The following is a 19403-nucleotide window of genomic DNA, read 5'->3' on the forward strand; positions in this document are numbered from 1 at the left end:
CGCTACGCGCCCCAGCGGGAGCAAGCTCCCTCGCCACAACAGCCATGCGCCTCATGCTATGGTGCTCGCCCCTAATTGCACTGTTCATCTTCGTATGATTGCGATTCCCCGCCCGCTGCGTTTGACCCTCTACTCCTTGCTGATCATCGCCGGCGCGGTACTGGCTGCCGCCCTGGCTACCCGCCACGCCGAACGCCTGGCCCTGGTGGATGACGCCGCCCGCGCCAATCAGCAGCTCATGCTTTATGGCAACTCCCTGCACACCCTGATCGAACGCTACCGCGCCCTGCCCGCCGTGCTGGCCCTGGACTCGGAAATGATCAGCGCCTTGAAGGGCCCGCTGGACACCGCCACCCAGGATTTGCTCAACCGCAAGCTGGAGCGCATCAACGGCGCCGCCCAGTCCTCGACCCTGGAACTGATGGACCGCAACGGCCTCGCCGTGGCCGCCAGCAACTGGAACCTGCCCAGCAGTTATGTGGGGCACAACTACGCGTTTCGTCCCTACTTCAGCCAAACCTTGAGCCAGGGCACCGGGCGTTTTTATGCAGTGGGCGTGACCACCGGGATTCCGGGGTATTTCCTCTCCAGCGCGGTGGTCGGCGAGAACGAGCAGTTCCTCGGCGCCATGGTGGTCAAGCTGGAGTTCCCGGAACTGGAGCGCGAGTGGGCCCAGGGCAATGACTTGCTGCTGGTCAGCGATGCCCGGGGCATTGTGTTTATCGCCAATCAGCCGGGCTGGCGCTACCGCGCGCTGCGTCCGTTGTCGGACAGCGACCACGCCGAACTCAAGGCCACCCGCCAATACGACAAGAAACAATTGCTGCCACTGGACACTGAAGCCTTGCAACGCTTTGACGAAAACAGCCACCTGATGCGCGTCGACGGCCCCGACGGCAAGGCCAATTACATTTGGGAGTCCCTGCCGCTGAAGGCCGAAGGCTGGACCTTGCACCTGTTGCGCAAACCACAGGTGGCCTTTGAAGACCAACGCAACGCCGGCCTCGCCGCCGCCGGTTCATGGCTGGCGCTGGTGTTCCTGGTGCTGTTCCTGACCCAGCGCTGGCGCCTCGCCCGCCTGCGCCAGCGCAGCCGCGAAGAACTTGAACAACTGGTGGAAGAACGCACCCGCGCCCTGCGCACCGCCCAGGATGGCCTGGTGCAATCCGCCAAACTGGCAGCGCTGGGGCAGATGTCTGCCGCCCTCGCTCACGAAATCAACCAGCCTTTGACCGCCCAGCGCATGCAGTTGGCGACTCTGCGGCTGCTGCTGGACCATGGCCGGGTGGACGACGCCTACCAGGCCCTGACCCCGCTGGACGACATGCTCACACGCATGGCCGCGCTCACCGGCCACCTCAAGACCTTCGCCCGCAAGAGCCCCAGCGGCCTGCGCGAACGCCTCGACCTGGCGACGGTGGTGGACCAGTCCCTGCACTTGCTCGATGCGCGCCTGCGGGACGAAGCCATCGGCACCGTACTGGACCTGACCCGCCCGGCCTGGGTACGCGGCGACGCGATCCGCCTCGAACAGGTGCTGATCAACCTGCTGCGCAACGCCCTCGACGCCATGGCCGACAAGCCACGCAAGCGCCTGGAGATCCGTCTGCACGCCGATCAGCAGCTATGGCACCTGACCGTCAGCGACAGCGGCGGCGGGATCGCCGAGGAAAACCTCAACAGCGTGTTCGACCCGTTCTTCACCACCAAGCCGGTAGGCGACGGGCTCGGCTTGGGGCTCGCCGTGTCGTACGCTATCGTCCACGAACTTGGCGGGCGCCTGAGCGCCGGCAATCAAGGTGACGGGGCGATCTTTACCCTGACCTTGCCCATCGCGCTGGAGACACCAGACCTATGTTGAATGCGGTGATTGTGGTCGACGACGAAGCCAGCATTCGCACGGCCGTCGAGCAATGGCTGAGCCTGTCGGGATTTGAGGTGCAGTTGTTCAGCCGCGCCGAAGAATGCCTGGCGCAATTGCCCCGGGACTTTCCCGGGGTGATCCTGAGCGACGTGCGCATGCCCGGCCTCAGCGGCCTGGAGTTGCTGGCTGAAGTGCAGCGGCGTGACGCCGACCTGCCGGTGATTCTGCTCACCGGCCACGGCGATGTGCCGATGGCCGTCGAGGCCATGCGTGATGGCGCCTACGACTTCCTCGAAAAACCCTTCAGCCCCGAGGCCCTGCTCAGCAGCCTGCGCCGGGCGCTGGACAAGCGCGGGCTGGTGCTGGAAAACCGCCGGTTGCATCAGCAGGCCGATCACCGGGCCCAACTGGAATCGAGCCTGCTGGGGGTGTCCCGGGGTTTGCAGAACCTGCGCCGGCAAGTGCTGGACCTGGCCGGCTTGCCGGTCAATGTGTTGATTCGCGGCGAAACCGGCAGCGGCAAGGAGCTGGTCGCCCGTTGCCTGCATGATTTCGGCCCCCGGGCGAAGAAGCCGTTTGTGGCGCTGAACTGCGCGGCGATTCCCGAGCAGCTGTTTGAAGCCGAGCTGTTCGGCCATGAAAGTGGCGCGTTCACCGGCGCCCAGGGCAAGCGCATCGGCAAGCTGGAATACGCCAATGGCGGCACGCTGTTTCTCGATGAGATCGAAAGCATGCCGCTGGCCCAGCAGGTGAAATTGCTGCGGGTGTTGCAGGAGCAAAAACTCGAACGGCTCGGTTCCAATCAAAGCATCAAGGTGGACTTGCGGATCATCGCCGCCACCAAACCCGACCTGCTGGACGAAGCTCGCGCCGGGCGTTTTCGCGAGGACTTGGCCTATCGCCTGACCGTCGCACAACTGCGCCTGCCACCGCTGCGGGAACGCCGGGAAGACATTCCCCTGCTGTTCGAGCACTTTGCACAAAGCGCCGCCGAGCGCCTGGGCCGCAACTTCGCGCCCCTGAGCGGACCCGCGCTGGGGCGCCTGCTCAGCCATGACTGGCCGGGGAATGTGCGGGAGCTGGCCAATGCCGCGGAACGCCAGGTGCTGGGGCTGGGTGAACCGGAGCCGGAAGGCATCGAAGCCGGGCAATCGTTGGCGGCGCAGCAGGAAGCATTTGAAGCCCATTGCCTGAAAGCCGCGCTGACCCGGCACAAAGGCGATATCAAGGCGGTGCTGGCCGAGTTGCAACTGCCACGGCGCACCTTCAATGAGAAAATGCAGCGCCATGGCCTGGCGCGGGATACGTTCCTCTAACCCGATCGTTCCCACGCTCCGCGNNCTGGACGCTCCGCGTCCGCCCTTAAAATCGTGACGCGGAGCGTCACAGGATGCGCTCCCACGCAGAGCGTGGGAGCGATCTTCGTCGGCGGTTTTCCGCTCATCCCCCTTGATTCATCAGCAATTTTCCGCTCAAAAAAATCTCCAAACCCTTCTAGACCGGGCCTTCATCGGCTTGGCACAGCTCCTGCTATAGCCCAGCCAGGCTGCGCTACCGCGCGCTCCACAAAAACAATTAGATGAAGGATCCTTAAATGGATAACTCCAACTCCCTGCCTCTGGGGTCGGCGGCTGCGCCGGCAAAAGAACGCACCACCTCCAGCCGTATCAGGTCGATCTTCAGCGGATCGGTCGGCAACATGGTCGAGTGGTACGACTGGTACGTCTATGCGGCTTTCTCCCTGTATTTCGCCAAGACCTTTTTCCCGAAAGGCGACACCACCGCCCAGCTCTTGAACACCGCCGCGATCTTCGCCGTGGGTTTCCTGATGCGTCCGATCGGTGGCTGGCTGATGGGCCTGTACGCCGACAAGGTCGGGCGTAAAAAGGCCTTGATGGCGTCGGTCTACCTGATGTGCTTCGGCTCTTTGCTGATTGCCCTGAGCCCGGGCTATGAAACCATTGGTATCGGTGCGCCGATCCTGCTGGTTTTCGCCCGCTTACTGCAGGGGCTGTCGGTCGGCGGTGAATACGGCACCTCCGCCACTTACCTCAGCGAAATGGCGACCAAGGAACGTCGGGGCTTCTACTCCAGCTTCCAGTACGTGACCCTGATCTCCGGCCAGCTCATCGCCCTGGCGGTATTGATCGTGCTGCAACAATTGCTGACCACCGAACAACTGTACGACTGGGGCTGGCGTATCCCGTTCGCCATCGGCGCGCTGTGCGCGGTAGTGGCGCTGTACCTGCGTCGTGGCATGGAAGAAACCGAGTCGTTCACCAAGAAAGAAAAGGCCAAGGAAAGCGCAATGCGCACCTTGATGCGCCACCCCAAGGAACTGATGACCGTGGTCGGCCTGACCATGGGCGGCACCCTGGCGTTCTACACCTACACCACCTACATGCAGAAATACCTGGTGAACACCGTCGGCATGAGCATCTCCGACTCCACCACCATTTCGGCGGCCACGCTGTTCCTGTTCATGTGCCTGCAACCCATCATCGGCGGGCTGTCGGACAAGGTTGGCCGCCGGCCGATCCTGATCGCCTTCGGCGTCCTCGGCACCCTGTTCACCGTGCCGATCCTCACCACCCTGCACACCATCCAGACCTGGTGGGGCGCGTTCTTCCTGATCATGGCGGCGCTGATCATCGTCAGCGGCTACACCTCGATCAACGCCGTGGTGAAGGCCGAATTGTTCCCCACCGAAATCCGCGCCCTGGGTGTTGGCTTGCCCTATGCGCTGACCGTGTCGATCTTCGGCGGCACCGCTGAATACATCGCGCTGTGGTTCAAGAGCATTGGTATGGAAACCGGTTACTACTGGTACGTCACCGCGTGTATTGCGGTGTCGCTGTTGGTGTATGTGACCATGAAGGACACCCGCAAGCATTCGCGGATTACTACGGACTAAGGGTTCGGCAGGCGTAAAAAAAGGGCCATGTCAGTCAATGACACGGCCCTTTTTCATTGCCCTCAAGACAGCTCGGCAGCCGCCTGGCGTCCATACCGACGCTGGGCATACGCCGCCCCGGCAATCATCACCACCAGCACCGCCGCCAACACGGCCGACGAGCCGATGGTGCCAAAGTCCAGCCCGCCCTTTTCATGGGGTTTGGTCAGGAAGTCACCCAGGGTTGCGCCGAACGGCCGGGTCAACACAAACGCCACCCAGAACAGCAGCACCGACGAAATCCGCGTGAAGTATTTAAGCAACACCACCACCGCGATACTCGCTCCGATCAGCAACGCGCCACCAGCGAACCCCAGCCCGGAATCATCCGCGAGGAAATCACCCAGCGCCGTGCCCAGGGTGTTGGAGAACAGGATCGCCATCCAGTAGAACAGCTCACCGCGAAAGGTCTGCACCTTGTTCACGTTCAGCGAGTCGCCGCTGATACGCCACAGGGCAAAGATCGCCACCAGGATCGACACCAGAATCATCGAGCCCGTGGCATAACCCAGCCCCAGCGTGCGGTCCATAAAGTCCGACATGGTGGTGCCGGCGGTGCTGGTGGACAGGATCACGATCCAGTACAGCACCGGGTTGTAGGTTTTCGACCAGAGTTGCGTCACCAGAGTGACCAGGAACACGCTGATCAGGATCATCGAGCTGATGGCGTAACCGACATTCAAGGTCATCGACAGCAAGTCCCCGGCGGTTTCGCCCAGGGTCGTGGCGCAGATTTTCATGACCCAGAACGCCAGGGTGATCTGAGGAAGTTTGTTCATTGTGCAGAAGGCTCCAAAGGCTCAGTCGTTCAATCGGTCGACTTACAGGGGGTGTCGACCTGGCGCGCAGACTGACCCGGGAGCTGTGAAAAATAGGTGGGGGCTGTATGAAAATTCCATATGGATGATAGAAATCCGCCGCGCCGGATTGCACTATGGTGCCCTCCCCAGAACAGCGCAGCAGGAACCCCGGCCATGTCCGACGATATTCATTTCTACGAACCCGCCAACGGCCACGGCCTGCCCCATGACCCGTTCAACGCGATCGTCGGCCCGCGCCCGATTGGCTGGATTTCGTCACACGACAGCCAGGGCCGCCTGAACCTGGCGCCCTACAGTTTCTTTAACGCGTTCAACTACATTCCGCCGATCATTGGGTTTTCCAGTGTCGGGCGCAAAGACAGCCTGAACAACATCGAACAGACCGGTGAGTTCGTGTGGAACCTGGCCACCCGCCCGCTGGCCGAGCAGATGAACCAGAGTTGCGCGCCGGTATCACCCGAGGTCAACGAGTTTGAATTGTCGGGCCTGACGCCGGTGGCTTCAAAGGTGATCGCCGTGCCTCGCGTGGCCGAAAGCCCGGTGTCGTTCGAGTGCAAGGTGACGCAGATCATTCAGCTGCAGCGCGCCGACAAGGAGCTGGTGCCTAGCTGGCTGGTGCTTGGTGAGGTGGTCGCGGTGCATATCGCCAAATGGCTGCTGAAAGACGGGGTGTACGACACAGCTGCCGCCCAGCCGATCCTGCGTGGAGGTGGCCCGGCGGATTATTTTCAGTTGGGGCCGGAAGCGCTGTTCAAAATGTACCGCCCAGGCGCCACGCAACGCTGATTGGAACGAGATAAAAATGTGGGAGCGGGCTTGCTCGCGAAGGGGGCGTGTCAGTCCATGCATGTGCCAACTGATCCACCGCATTCGCGAGCAAGCCCGCTCCCACACAAGCCGCTCCCACATTTGGATCAGCGGTGTTTTTAGTTGGCGGAAGTTGCCCAAGAGAGCTGACCGTCTTCATCTACATCGACCAAGCGCTCCAGTTGCAGAGCTGCGGCATCGTCGGCGTCGGAGGCAGTCTTGAACGTCTGTCCATCGAGGATCTTGTGAAAGCGCGGTGCGCCCATGCCATCCAGCGCCTTGACGGCGATGGCGGCGCTATAGCCACCCTCTTCTTCACGCACCAAGGCGGAAACGGCTTCGTGGTGGGCAAACTCTTTACGTGCCATGTTGCAGGTCCTGGCCAATGGGAAAGGCGGCCATTCTAAAGCACTAGCCCGCCAGTTGCAGGTACTCGCCATAGGCATTGGCCGCCGAGGCGTCGGTAAAGGTCTGGAAGTCCATGCTGCGAACCACCATGTCATTCAACAACTCGGTGAAGACCATCAGCGCCGGCGAGCTGAAGTAGGCACTCATCGCCTGCTCGCTGCTCCAGAAGCCCGACACCAACCACACATCCGGGTCGGCCAGGGAGTGCTGCAACGAGAATTGCAGGCAACCCTGAGCCTGGCGGCCCGGTTCGATCAAACTGCTCAAGCGTGCACCCAGTTCGGTGCTGTACCCGGTACGGGCACGGATAAAGGCCATATGGCTCGCGGGAATGGGGGTGGACATGTTCGACTCTCCCGTTGAGAAGTGATGCTCGGCAAGCACTGTGAGGGCGTGTTGCCACAGGATCAAAGATACGGGCGCGGGCGTGGATGCGGTTAGTCAATTCCTGCTGGCTTATTGCACAATCCTGCGAGATGCGTAGGTATAGCAATCGGCCTGCGAAGTTTATTCCCGGCATGACTGCCGTATTTCAGGGGGATGACAGCCCTAGGCTTGCCTGATTCACGATTTTTCGCAGGATCAGGCAAGGATTGTGCAGAATCGAAGTACCGCTTTTTGCAAAGCCGCCTTTAAGCTGTGCCCATCGTCAAAGCACCAGAGGATGTCCCATGTCGTCGCCCGAACTTCGCTCCACCCCCCTCGACGCCGATATGGAAAAGCAGCGCGCAGAACTCGCCGGCATCGTTCGCCGGCATACCTGGGAGGATGGTTCCTACGGCACGGCGATCACGTCGCTGTATCTCAACCGCCATAACTCCCCGCGTGAATTCACGCCGGTGCTGGTTGAGCCCGCGCTGTGCATCCTCGCCCAGGGCAGCAAGGAAGTGCGCCTGGCGGATGAAGTCTTCGCCTACGACCCGCTCAATTACCTGGTGTTTTCGGTAGCGATGCCGGTGGCCGGGCGCATCCTTGATGCCACGCCGGAAGACCCCAACCTGTCGATTCGGGTGAATATCGACCCGGCACAGATCACCGCACTGATTGCCGAAGCCGGGCCGATGGGCGTGCCCCCGCGCCCGACCTCCCGAGGGATGTATGTCGACCGCCTGGACAGCCAGCTACTGGACGCCGTGCTGCGCCTGACCCGATTGCTCGACACACCGAAAGACATCGCAATGCTCGCGCCGCTGATCAATCGGGAAATTCTCTATCGCCTGTTGCGCGGTCCGCAGGGTTATCGGCTGTATGAAATTGCCGTCGCCAACAGTCAGAGCCATCGGGTGAGCCAGGCGATCACCTGGTTGAACGGCAACTACGAACAGCCCCTGCGCATTGATGACCTGGCCAAGGAAGTGAACCTCAGCGTCTCGACCTTGCACCACCGCTTCAAGGCGATGACCGCCATGAGCCCGCTGCAGTACCAGAAGCAACTGCGTTTGCAGGAGGCTCGGCGGTTGATGATCGCCGAGGGCCTGGAAGCCTCGGCGGCGGGGTATCGGGTGGGCTATGAGAGCCCATCACAGTTCAGCCGCGAATACAGCCGGCTGTTTGGTGCGCCGCCGTTGCGGGATCTGGCCAGGTTGCGCCAGAGCGTCTAACCACGGTTATAACACCGGATACTAATAATGTGGCGAGGGAGCTTGCTCCCGTTGGACTGCGCAGCAGTCCCATCTTTTGGGGCCGCTTCGCGCCCCAACGGGAGCAAGCTCCCTCGCCACAAGTACTCAATCAGCTGCGGTATTGGTGGTGTTCAATCCAGGCCACGAGGCAGTTGCAAGGTCACCCGCAAACCGCCCTCCCGCAGATTCTGCAAACTCACTTCACCGCCATGGCTGTGGGCAATGTTGCGGGCGATGCCCAGGCCCAGGCCGTAACCCTGTTGCTGCCCGGCCAGGCGGAAGTGCGGCTCGAAGACCTGCTCCAGGCGCTGTTCCGGCACGCCCGGGCCTTCGTCGTCGACGTGGAGGATGAACTCCGCGCCATCGTCTTCAATGTGCAAATGGGCGTTCTGCCCGTACTTCAGGGCGTTGTCGATCAGGTTGCCGATGCAGCGCTTGAGCGCCAGCGGCTTGCCCGGGTACGTCGTAAGTGCCCGACCATGCTGGGTCACGCGGCCATTGCCGTTGGGCGCCAGGTACGGCTCCACCAGGCAGTCGAGTACGTGGTTGAGGTCCACCGGTTCGATGTTTTCGTGAATGTCGGTGTCTTTCACACACTGCAGCGCGCCTTTGACCAGCAACTCCAGTTCATCCAGGTCGCGGCCGAACTTGGCTTGCAGGTTCTCGTCTTCCAGCAATTCCACCCGCAACCGCAGGCGTGTGATGGGTGTGCGCAGGTCGTGGGAAATGGCGCTGAACAGCTGGCTGCGTTCGGTCAGGTAACGGCTGATGCGTTCGCGCATGGCATTGAACGCGCGGCCTACTTCCACCACTTCGCTGCCGCCGCCTTCGGCCACCGGCTCCACGTCGGCGCCCAGGGACATGTCCCGCGCCGCCCTCGCCAGGCGCTTGAGTGGACGGCTTTGCCAGTGCACCAGCAGGCCGATAAACAGCAGCAGGAAGCCGCTGGTGAGCACGATAAACCACACCTGCTGGTATGGCAGGCCTTGTTCTTCGAGGCTGGTATAGGGTTCGGGCAGCAAGGAGGCAATGTAGAGCCATTCGCCCTGGGCCAGCTGGATCTGGGTGACCAACACCGGCGGATTCACCGGTTCCAGGGTCAACGCGTAATGCGCCCAGGAGCGCGGCAATTCATCGAGTTTCAAGCCGGCGTTGAAGATGCGCAGGTCTTCGGCGCTGACGAACTCCACCGAAACATGCACGTCGCTGCCCAGGGTCTGGCGCAACACTTCTTCGACAGCACCGAGCACTGCATGCTTGCGCGGGGTTTCCGGCAATACCGCCATGTCCAGGGGCTTGTCGTTGAGCGTCACCACAAACCGGGTACCGCCCATGCTGCGCAACTGGTCCAGTACCAACGGCCGGAAGGCCACCGGCAACGAGCGGAAATAACTGACGCTGGCGGTCATCGAATGCGCCAGGCTGCGGGCGGCGGTTACCAGGCCTTCAAGCTGGGTAGCGCGCAATTGCGAGACCCAGATCACGCTGGACAACGCCTGGGCAAACAGCACCGCCAACAGGGTCAGCAGTAACATCCGCCCCAGCAGCGAACGCGGTACCGGGATGCGCCGGCGCAGTTCACGCAGGCGCTCAGTGGGCATTGCCGGCAACCACGCTGGCTGCCAATTGATAGCCACTGCCGCGCACGGTGCGGATCAGCCGGGGTGGTTTTTCGGTGTCGCGCAGGCGTTGGCGCAGACGGCTGACGGCCATGTCGACAATCCGGTCCAGCGGCATCAGGTCGCGGCCACGGGTGGCGTTGCCGATGGTGTCGCGGTCGAGGATTTGCTGGGGGTGGTCGAGGAACAGTTTGAGCAGGGCAAAATCGGCGCCGGAAAGAATCACTTCCTCGCCGTCGACGTGGAACAGCCGGTGGCTGACCATGTCCAGGCGCCACTCGCCAAACACCAGCACCTCGCCGCCGCTGCGCTCCTGGCCAAACTGGCAACGCCGCAACAGGGCCTTGATACGGGCCTGCAGCTCACGGGGGCTGAAGGGTTTGCCGATGTAATCGTCGGCACCCAGCTCCAGGCCGATGACGCGGTCGGCTTCGTCGGAACTGGCGGTGAGCATGATGATCGGCACCTGGGCCTGGCGTGGGTGCTGGCGGATCCAGCGGCAGAGGCTGAAACCGTCTTCGTCCGGCAGCATCACATCAAGGATCACCAGGTCGCACGGCGCTTCGTTCATCGCCTGGCGGAACCCCGCGCCATCCGGCACGCCACGCACCTGGAAACCGGCGCGGCTGAGGTAGGTTTGCAGCAACTCGCGGATTTCCTGGTCGTCGTCGACCAGGAGAATGGATTTACTGATTACGCTCACGGGGTCCTCCTTGTTGTTATGGCCAAGCTTAAGTCATTTGTTGCCCTTGAGGCCGCCTTCGCGAGCAAGCCCGCTCCCACATTCCACCTCATTCATCCAGTTGGAATGGGATTGAATGTGGGAGCGGGCTTGCTCGCGAAGAGGCCATCACTGCCTACGCAAATGCCTGCTCAAGCGCCACACCAGCACCTGTCAACCCTGAATACGGTGCCGTCACCAGCCACACCGGAATGCCTTTGAAGTAGTCGCTCATGCAGCCCTTGTCGCCAAAACTCCTGGCAAAACCACTCTTGATAAAGAAATCGGCAAAGCGCGGGATCACCCCACCCACGATGTACACGCCACCACGACCGCCGGTGGTCAGCACATTGTTACCGGCGACGCGGCCCAGCCAGATACTGAACTGGTCCAGCACTTCCAAGGCAATCGGGTCGCCCGCCAGGCCAGCGGCAGTGATGGCCTCGGGAGTTTCCAGAACCGCCTCGTGACCGTCCACCGCGCAGATCGCCCGGTACAACCTGGGCAAACCGCCACCGCTCAAGGCAGTTTCAGCGCTGACATGGCCGATCTCATTGTAGATGTGCTGCCACAGCTGGGCTTCACGCGGGCTGCTCACGGGCAGGTCGACATGGCCGCCCTCCCCCGGCAATGCCGCCCAACGGCCATGGCCGAGGTCGAGCAAGGTGCCCACGCCCAGGCCGGTGCCCGGGCCGATCACCACCGCAGGGCGCAACGGCTCCGGCGTGCCTTCGCACACCACGCGGAATTCGTCGGGCTTCAGGCGGGTCATGCCCAGGGCCATGGCCGAGAAATCATTCACCAGCAGCAGCTCGTCCACCTGCAAGGTCTTGCAGAACGCAGTCTTGCTCAGGCGCCAGTGATTGTTGGTGAATTTAAATTCATCTCCACTCACCGGCCCCGCGACCGACAGGCACACCGCGCCAATCGAGCCGATGGCCAGGCCTTCTTCCTTCAGATAGACCTGGATCGCCTCTTCCGGGCTGGCATGATCCGCCGTCGCATGGACGCGGATCGAATGCAGCTCCTGATCCCGCCACAACGCAAAACGGGCGTTGGTACCACCGATATCACCGACCAGCGCTAGCTTCACTTAAGTGTCTCCAAGGCAGAGGTAAAGGCGCTGGCGCCCTGCTCTGCGGAGCTTGCAGCCAAACGCATAAACGCATACAACTCGCGACCGGCCCCCACGTTATTGCCCAGAAGGCCCGTGGCAGGCGCGCGCGCGGCAAATTCTTCGGCGTCCACCTTAAGCTCCAAGGTGCCTTTGACGCCATCCACGCGAATGATATCGCCATCGCGCACACGTGCCAGTGGCCCGCCGCTCTGGGCTTCGGGGTTGACGTGAATCGCGGCGGGAATCTTACCCGAGGCGCCGGACATGCGCCCGTCTGTTACCAACGCCACTTTGAAGCCACGATCCTGCAACACGCCGAGGAACGGGGTCATCTTGTGCAATTCCGGCATGCCGTTGGAGCGCGGGCCCTGGAAACGCATCACTGCAACAAAGTCTTTTTCCAACTCACCGGCCTTGAACGCGTCGGCCAGGTCTTGCTGGTCCTGGAACACCACGGCCGGGGCTTCGACGATTTGATGTTCGAGGGCCACGGCGGAGACCTTCATCACACCCCGGCCGAGGTTGCCTTCCATTACCCGCAGGCCGCCTTCCGGAGAAAACGCACGGGCCACGGGACGCAGGATGGTTTCGTCGAGGCTTTCGATCGGGCCTTCACGCCATACAAGCTCGCCGTCCACCAGGAACGGTTCCTGGGTATAGCGGCTCAGGCCATGACCGGCCACGGTGTTGACGTCGTTGTGCAGCAGGCCGGCTTCCAGCAGTTCGCGGATCAGGAACGACATGCCTCCCGCCGCCTGGAAGTGGTTGATGTCGGCCTTGCCGTTTGGATACACGTGGGACAGGGTCGGCACCACTTCGGAGAGGTCGGCCATGTCATCCCAGGTCAGGATGATGCCCGCCGACATGGCGATGGCCGGCATGTGCAGGGTGTGGTTGGTGGACCCGCCAGTGGCGTTGAGGGCGATGATGGAGTTGACGATGGATTTCTCGTCGACGATCTCGCCGATCGGCGTGAAGCTGCCGTTGGCCTTGGTCAGGCGCGTGACCTGGTGCGCGGCTTCGCGGGTCAGGGCGTCACGCAGCGGCGTGTACGGGTTGACGAACGAGGCGCCCGGCAGGTGCAGGCCCATGACTTCCATCAGCAACTGGTTGGTGTTGGCGGTGCCGTAGAAGGTGCAGGTGCCCGGGCTGTGGTAGGACTTCATCTCCGATTCCAGCAGCTCTTCGCGGGTGGCCTTGCCTTCGGCGTAGCGCTGGCGCACGTCGGCTTTCTGTTTGTTGGAGATCCCCGACGGCATCGGGCCGCCCGGTACGAAGATCATCGGCAGGTGGCCGTAGCGCAGGGCGCCCATCATCAGGCCGGGGACGATCTTGTCGCAGATACCCAGCATCAGCGCGGCGTCGAACATGTTGTGGGACAGCGCTACCGCCGTGGACATGGCAATCACTTCGCGGCTCAGCAGGCTGAGCTCCATGCCTGGCTCGCCCTGGGTCACGCCGTCGCACATGGCGGGGGTACCGCCGGCGAACTGGCCAACAGAACCGACTTCACGCAGGGCCTTTTTGATTTGCTCGGGGAAATGTTCGTATGGCTGGTGGGCCGACAGCATGTCGTTATATGACGAAACAATTGCCACGTTGGCGGCGTTCATCATGCGCAGGCTGTTTTTGTCTTCGGTGCCACACCCGGCCACGCCGTGGGCAAAGTTGGCGCATTGCAGCTTGCCGCGCATCGGGCCGTCGCTGGCAGCGCCGCGAATGAGCGCAAGGTATGCCTCACGGGTTGCACGGCTGCGGGCGATAAGCCGTTCGGTGACCTCAAGTACGCGGGGATGCATGTATAGAACTCCAGGCTAACGGATGTGGCGACCTGAGTGTCTATGCTGGTCAAAAGCCCGCCGCGAAGAGGTTGGCAGGGTGTTGCTTGACCAATCGGACCAGTTGATTCAGGTCACTCGTTGTAGATTGAACAAAATATTGCCACTAAAAAGGCTTGTTTTCTATTTTTATGCGAATAATCTTGTAATTCTTACAACAAATCGACGACAGGCACCTTCCAATGACTCTACGTATCGCTATCAATGGTTTTGGCCGTATTGGCCGTAATGTCCTGCGCGCACTTTATACCCAAGGCTACCGTCAGGATTTGCAGATCGTCGCCATCAACGATCTCGGCGACAGCTCGATCAATGCCCACCTGCTTAAATACGACACCGTCCACGGTACTTTCGACGCAGAGGTCGCTCATGATCAGGAAAGCCTGACCGTGAACGGTGACCGGATTGCCGTGAGTGCCATTCGCAACCCGGCCGACCTGCCGTGGGCTGCCCACAAGGTGGACGTGGTGTTCGAATGCACCGGTCTGTTCACCGACCGTGACAAGGCCGCCGCCCATATTACCGCCGGCGCGCGCAAGGTGATCATCTCGGCCCCGGCCAAGGGCGCTGATGCCACCGTGGTGTATGGGGTAAACCATGACATTTTGCGTCAATCCCACCAGATCATCTCCAACGCTTCCTGCACCACCAACTGCCTGGCGCCCGTGGCCCAGGTGCTGCACCGCGAGCTGGGCATCGAAAGCGGCCTGATGACCACCATCCACGCCTACACCAACGACCAGAACCTGACCGACGTCTACCACACCGACCCGTACCGCGCGCGCTCGGCCACCCAGAACATGATCCCGAGCAAGACCGGCGCTGCCGAAGCCGTGGGCCTGGTGCTGCCGGAACTGGCAGGCAAGCTGACCGGCATGGCCGTGCGTGTACCGGTGATCAACGTGTCGCTGGTGGACCTCACCGTGCAACTGAAAAAAGAAGCCAGTGCCGAGCAGGTCAACGCGCTGCTGAAAGAAGCCAGCCAGCACTCGAAAATCCTCGGCTATAACACCCTGCCGCTGGTTTCCAGCGACTTCAACCATAACCCGCTTTCGTCGATCTTCGACGCCAATCACACCAAAGTGAGCGGCAAACTGCTGAAAGTGCTGGCCTGGTATGACAACGAGTGGGGCTTCTCGAACCGGATGCTGGATAACTGCCTGGCGCTGTGCAACGCCGAGTAATGCTCGGCCTGTAGGAGCGAGCTTGCTCGCGAAAAACGCAAAACCACCGCGTTTATTCAGGATGCCAGCGATATCGTTGACGCCCTTCGCGAGCAAGCTCGCTCCTACAGTAATCCAAAGTGCCACTTGCCATTTGCGTTGATGATAAGCATTATCATTCACTGCAAATCGGTCTGGTATCACTGTGAGCCAATCTCGTTTCAACCAAGTCTTCCTCACCCAGCGGGTGATTTTGCTGCGCACCTTGCAGCGGATGGTGAATAACCACAGCACCGCCGAGGACCTGTTGCAGGAAACCTACCTCCGCGTTACCCGGGCCCTGAGCGAACGGCCGATCGACCACCTCGAACCCTTTGTCTACCAGACGGCGCGCAACCTGGCGCTGGACCACCTGCGCGCCCGCAGGATTCAGGCCCGCACCCTGCAGGAAGATGTCCCGCTGGACGTCCTGCAAAGCGTCGCCTCCCCCGTCAGCACCCCCGAAGACGCGACACAGGCCGAGCAATTGCTCGAGCACCTGAGTGTCAGCCTCGGCCAGTTGAGCGCCCGCCAGCAGCAGATATTCATCCTCAGCCGCCTGCACGGTTGCAGCTATCAGGAGATCGCCGACAAGCTCGACGTGTCCCTGAGCACCGTGCAGAAGGAACTGAAACTGATCATGGCCATCTGCATAGGTGTGGCCGAAAGACTGGATCGCCCTTAAGCTTTGTCGGCACAGTCTGTAGGACTATTGATTAAAACGTGGCGAAGACCCGAGGAACACCGTGACGGAACCGAATAAACGGCACCCCCATGAGCTCGCTCATGAGGTGTTGCAAGACGCGGCCATGGACCAAGCCCTCGACTGGCTGATCGCGTTGCAGTGCCCGCAACCCGGGCAGCAGGCGGAATTTGAAGCCTGGCTCGCCAACGACCCGTTAAACGCCGAAGCCTTCATCAAGGCCCAGACTGCCTGGGGCGGCGCGCCGGTTCACAGCGCTGCCGTCGCCCTGAATGCGCCACGCAAACCCAGCGCCTGGCGCCGTATCAAACCGCACTGGAAGCCCCTGGCCACTGCCGCCGTGTTGCTGCTGGGCCTGTTCAGCTTCAGCAACCTGCCTATGCGCCTGCAGGCCGACCATCTGACCGTGGTGGGCGAGCGCCAGCGCCTGCAGTTGGACGATGGCTCGAAAGTGTTGCTCAACACCAATTCAGCCTTCTCCAGCAGCATCAAGGACCACCAGCGCATCGCCCGCCTGTATCAGGGCGAGGCGTTTTTCGAAGTGCTGCCCAGCCGTGGCCTGCCCCTGGAAATCGACGCCGGCCCGGTACGCGCCAGCGTGAGGGACACCTCTTTCGCGGTGCGCTACTTGAACGGTGAAGCCCAGGTTCAGGTACAGCGCGGTGATGTCGACCTGAGCAACACGTTTGACGACGCGCGGGTGCGCCTGAGCGCCGGTGAAAGTATCCGCATCGGGCCCAAGGGCTTCGGCCAACCGGCCAAGCTCGACACCACCAAGGACCTGGCCTGGGTCGACGGCCGGCTGATCTTCGAAAACTGCCCGATGAGCGAAGTGCTGGCCGAATTGCGTCGCTACTACCCCGGCTGGATCGTCAACAACAACGACAGGCTCGCCAGCGTGGCCGTCACCGGCAATTACCGGCTCGACCAGCCGCTCGACGTGGTGCGCTCCCTGGCCCACATCACCTCGGCCAAGCTCTCGGAATACCCGGCGCTGGTGATCCTGAACTAAATGAGAATTATTTTTACTCGATAGCCAGCGACGATACGTCTCGTTATAGCCAATGCAACTGATTCCTATTTGATTCAGTGCGCAACTATAAGATTCGTACCTTCCGGAGCGCTCTCGATGTCGTCTCGTTTCAACCGCCGGTCCTCTTCGCCCGTTCGCCGCCAGGGCTTGTCGCTGCTGACGGCCGCAATCCTGTTGGCCGGTGCGCCCGTCATGGCTGCCACCGCCGCCGAGCCTGCCAGCCGCAGCCAGGGCAATTACAGCTTCAGCATCGAGCAGCAATCCCTGGTCTCGGCGCTGAACGCCTTCACCGCGGTGACCGGCTGGCAAGTCGGCCTGCCGGCAGAACTGGGCCAGGGTGTGTCGTCCCCTGGCGTGCGCGGCTCATTGCCGGCGGATAAAGCCCTGGACCGGCTGTTGGTGGGGACCAACCTGGGCTATCGCAAACTGGGCAACAACAACATCGTGCTGGAAAAACGCGTCGCCGTCGGCGCCATCACCCTGCAACAGATGACCATCAGTGCCACCCGCCAGGAACAGGCCGTGGACAGCGTGCCCAGCACTGTGACCGTGCACGACCGCGAAGAACTGGACCGCCAGAACGTCAACACCATCCGCGAACTGGTGCGTTATGAGCCAGGTGTTTCGGTGGGCGGTGCCGGCACCCGCTCCGGCAATGCCGGCTACAACATTCGCGGGATCGACGGCGACCGCATCCTCACCCAGGTGGACGGCGTCGAGGTGCCGGACAACTTCTTCAACGGCCCCTACGCCAAGACCCGCCGCAACTACGTCGACCCGGAAATCGTCAAGCGCGTGGAAATCCTGCGCGGCCCGGCCTCGGCCTTGTACGGCAGCAGCGCCATCGGCGGCGCGGTGAGCTATTTCACCCTCGACCCCAACGACATCATCAAGCCCGGCAAGGACTACGGCGCACGCCTGAAGACCGGCTACAGCTCCGCCGATGAGAGCTGGCTGACCTCCGGCACCGTCGCCGGTCGCGTGCAGGACTTCGACGGCTTGCTGCACCTGAGCCAGCGCAACGGTCACGAGATGGAATCCTACGACGGCAATAACGCCACCGGCCTGGCGCGCACCGGCGCCAACCCGGAAGATGTGCGCACCACCAACGTGCTGGCCAAACTGGGCTGGAACTACGGCGAAGAGAACCGCCTGGGCCTGACCTACGAGAAGTTCAAGGACGATCGCGACACCAACCTGAAAAACGCAGTGGGTGGCCCGTTTGTCGGTGGCCAGGGCTTCAACTTCTACCGCGGCCGCACGGGCAACGACACCATCACCCGAGAACGCTTCGGCATCGAAAACAAGTTCGCCCTCGACTCGCCGATTGCCGATCACATCAAGACCAGCCTCAACTACCAGATCGCCAAGACCGACCAGACCACCGCAGAAATCTACCAGCCATCGCGCAAGGTATTGCGCACCCGCGAGACCCTGTACGAAGAGAAACAGTGGGTATTCGACGCGCAGTTGGACAAGGCTTTCAGCATCGGCGAAACCGACCATGTCGTGACCTACGGCACCACCCTCAAGCAGCAGAAAGTCACCGGTTCCCGTGAGGGCGCCGCGACCTGCCTGGCGGTCGGCGCAGGCTGCACCGCCATCGGTGCACCAAGCCCGTCGGCCGCCGACAGCGTGAAAAAAGCCAGCGACTTCCCCGACCCGACCATCAACTCCTACGCGCTGTTTGCCCAGGACCAGATTGCCTGGGACAAGTGGACCTTCCTGCCCAGCGTCCGCTACGACTACATCCAGCTCAAACCCAAGCTGACCCAGGAATTCCTCAATACCGTTGACCCGACACGCATCTACGACCACAGCGATTCGGAAAAGAACTGGCACCGTGTAACGCCCAAGTTCGGCGTGACTTACGCCCTGACCGAGCAATACACCTGGTTCGGCCAATACGCCGAAGGCTATCGCACCCCGTCGGCCAAGGCCTTGTATGGCCGCTTTGAAAACCTGCAGCAGGGCTACACCGTCGAACCCAACCCGGACCTCAAGCCGGAAAGCAGCCGGGGCGTCGAAACCGGGATTCGCGGCAACTTCGACTCGGGCTCGTTTGATGTGGCGGTGTACTACAACAAGTACCGTGATTTCATCGACGAAGATGCCTCGGTTGCCGGTGGCACCGTTCAGCAGTTCGAAGCCAACAACATCAAGCACGCCACCATCAAGGGCGTGGAGGCCAAGGGCCGCTTGAGCCTCGACGCATTCGGCGCACCGCAGGGCCTGTATACCCAAGGCTCGATTGCCTACACCTACGGGCGCAATGACGACAACGGCGAACCGTTGAACAGCGTCAACCCGCTCAAGGGCGTGTTCGGCCTGGGCTATGACCAGCAGAACTACGGTGCCCTGGTCAGCTGGACCCTGGTCAAGAAACAGGACCGCGTCGACAGCACCACCTTCTTCGCCCCTGACGGCAACAGCGCCAACGGCCCGTTCAAGACCCCGGGTTTTGGCATCGTCGACCTGACCGGCTTCTATAAGGTCACCAACGACGTGACCATCAACGGCGGCCTGTACAACCTGACGGACAAGAAATACTGGAACTGGGATGACGTGCGCAGCTACGACAGCGTCGGCGAAGCCGGTGTGACCGGCCCGGCCAACCTCGACCGCCTGACCCAGCCGGGCCGCAACTTTGCGATCAACCTGATCTGGGACATCTGATCCATGGAGCCTCATCCCG

The 19403-nt window shown here is 61.8% G+C and carries 16 protein-coding genes and 1 pseudogene; 9 read left to right on the plus strand and 8 right to left on the minus strand.

What is annotated here, in order from left to right; translation table 11 throughout:
• The first annotated feature begins 94 nt into the window (after nt 1-94).
• The 3 genes from HX807_RS25115 (at nt 95) to HX807_RS25125 (ending at nt 4778) form a co-directional block, all read left to right on the plus strand.
• A complete protein-coding gene (locus HX807_RS25115; protein WP_177009673.1) occupies nt 95-1861 on the plus strand; it encodes an ATP-binding protein in 1767 nt (588 codons plus the stop codon).
• Entirely contained in the window at nt 1855-3180 is a 1326-nt protein-coding gene (locus HX807_RS25120) for a sigma-54 dependent transcriptional regulator (protein ID WP_102605689.1), read from the plus strand. Before HX807_RS25115 ends, HX807_RS25120 begins: the two co-directional genes overlap by 7 nt.
• Nucleotides 3181-3458: 278 nt before the next feature.
• Nucleotides 3459-4778, plus strand: a complete 1320-nt coding sequence (locus tag HX807_RS25125; protein WP_177051413.1) for an MFS transporter — start codon at nt 3459-3461, stop codon at nt 4776-4778.
• Nucleotides 4779-4840: 62 nt separating this feature from the next.
• On the opposite strand, the gene HX807_RS25130 is transcribed toward HX807_RS25125, so the two are convergent.
• Nucleotides 4841-5596: a hypothetical protein gene (locus tag HX807_RS25130; RefSeq protein ID WP_102605691.1), complete on the minus strand. Its 756-nt coding sequence runs from the start codon at nt 5594-5596 to the stop codon at nt 4841-4843.
• Between the two features lie 195 nt (nt 5597-5791).
• On the opposite strand from HX807_RS25130, the gene HX807_RS25135 reads away from it, so the two are divergent.
• Entirely contained in the window at nt 5792-6424 is a 633-nt protein-coding gene (locus tag HX807_RS25135; RefSeq protein ID WP_003214134.1) for a flavin reductase family protein, read from the plus strand.
• Between the two features lie 140 nt (nt 6425-6564).
• Here HX807_RS25135 and HX807_RS25140 read toward each other — a convergent pair whose 3' ends face one another.
• Nucleotides 6565-6813, minus strand: a complete 249-nt coding sequence (locus HX807_RS25140; RefSeq protein ID WP_003214132.1) for a hypothetical protein — start codon at nt 6811-6813, stop codon at nt 6565-6567.
• 43 nt (nt 6814-6856) lie between these two features.
• Entirely contained in the window at nt 6857-7198 is a 342-nt protein-coding gene (locus tag HX807_RS25145) for an antibiotic biosynthesis monooxygenase family protein (RefSeq protein WP_003214130.1), read from the minus strand.
• A 326-nt stretch (nt 7199-7524) separates the two neighbouring features.
• Between HX807_RS25145 and HX807_RS25150 the strand changes: the two genes are divergently transcribed.
• Nucleotides 7525-8454, plus strand: a complete 930-nt coding sequence (locus tag HX807_RS25150; protein WP_087694635.1) for an AraC family transcriptional regulator — start codon at nt 7525-7527, stop codon at nt 8452-8454.
• A 29-nt stretch (nt 8455-8483) separates the two neighbouring features.
• On the opposite strand, the pseudogene HX807_RS32055 reads toward HX807_RS25150, so the two are convergent.
• From HX807_RS32055 to edd, 5 genes and pseudogenes are all read right to left on the minus strand, one after another.
• Nucleotides 8484-8585 (minus strand): annotated as a pseudogene (locus tag HX807_RS32055) (N-acetyltransferase); the annotation flags it as partial.
• A gap of 21 nt (nt 8586-8606) precedes the next feature.
• Nucleotides 8607-10076 carry an ATP-binding protein gene (locus tag HX807_RS25155; RefSeq protein ID WP_003214126.1) on the minus strand — a complete coding sequence of 490 codons (1470 nt, stop codon included), beginning with the start codon at nt 10074-10076 and terminating at the stop codon, nt 8607-8609.
• On the minus strand, nt 10066-10797 hold the full coding sequence (locus HX807_RS25160) for a response regulator (protein ID WP_003214124.1): 732 nt from the start codon (nt 10795-10797) through the stop codon (nt 10066-10068). Before HX807_RS25160 ends, HX807_RS25155 begins: the two co-directional genes overlap by 11 nt.
• A 154-nt stretch (nt 10798-10951) precedes the next feature.
• Nucleotides 10952-11908 (minus strand): glucokinase, encoded by a 957-nt coding sequence (locus HX807_RS25165; protein WP_003214122.1) that lies wholly within the window; start codon nt 11906-11908, stop codon nt 10952-10954.
• The gene (gene edd / locus HX807_RS25170; protein ID WP_177051415.1) at nt 11905-13731 is read right to left on the minus strand and encodes a phosphogluconate dehydratase; all 1827 of its coding nucleotides are present in this window, start codon (nt 13729-13731) and stop codon (nt 11905-11907) included. The genes HX807_RS25165 and edd overlap by 4 nt, the downstream gene beginning before the upstream one ends.
• Before the next feature lie 221 nt (nt 13732-13952).
• Between edd and gap the strand changes: the two genes are divergently transcribed.
• From gap to HX807_RS25190, 4 genes are all read left to right on the plus strand, one after another.
• Nucleotides 13953-14954: a type I glyceraldehyde-3-phosphate dehydrogenase gene (gap, locus tag HX807_RS25175; RefSeq protein ID WP_003214117.1), complete on the plus strand. Its 1002-nt coding sequence runs from the start codon at nt 13953-13955 to the stop codon at nt 14952-14954.
• 184 nt (nt 14955-15138) lie between these two features.
• Nucleotides 15139-15657, plus strand: coding sequence for an RNA polymerase sigma factor (locus tag HX807_RS25180; RefSeq protein ID WP_003214115.1), 519 nt, complete (start codon nt 15139-15141; stop codon nt 15655-15657).
• A gap of 61 nt (nt 15658-15718) precedes the next feature.
• Complete coding sequence (locus HX807_RS25185) at nt 15719-16687, plus strand: FecR domain-containing protein (protein ID WP_087694633.1); 969 nt, start codon at nt 15719-15721, stop codon at nt 16685-16687.
• 117 nt (nt 16688-16804) lie between these two features.
• The gene (locus HX807_RS25190) at nt 16805-19384 is read left to right on the plus strand and encodes a TonB-dependent receptor (RefSeq protein ID WP_177051417.1); all 2580 of its coding nucleotides are present in this window, start codon (nt 16805-16807) and stop codon (nt 19382-19384) included.
• The last annotated feature ends 19 nt before the right edge of the window (nt 19385-19403 follow it).

The organism is Pseudomonas sp. D8002 (assembly GCF_013385695.1).
Classification (GTDB): domain Bacteria; phylum Pseudomonadota; class Gammaproteobacteria; order Pseudomonadales; family Pseudomonadaceae; genus Aquipseudomonas.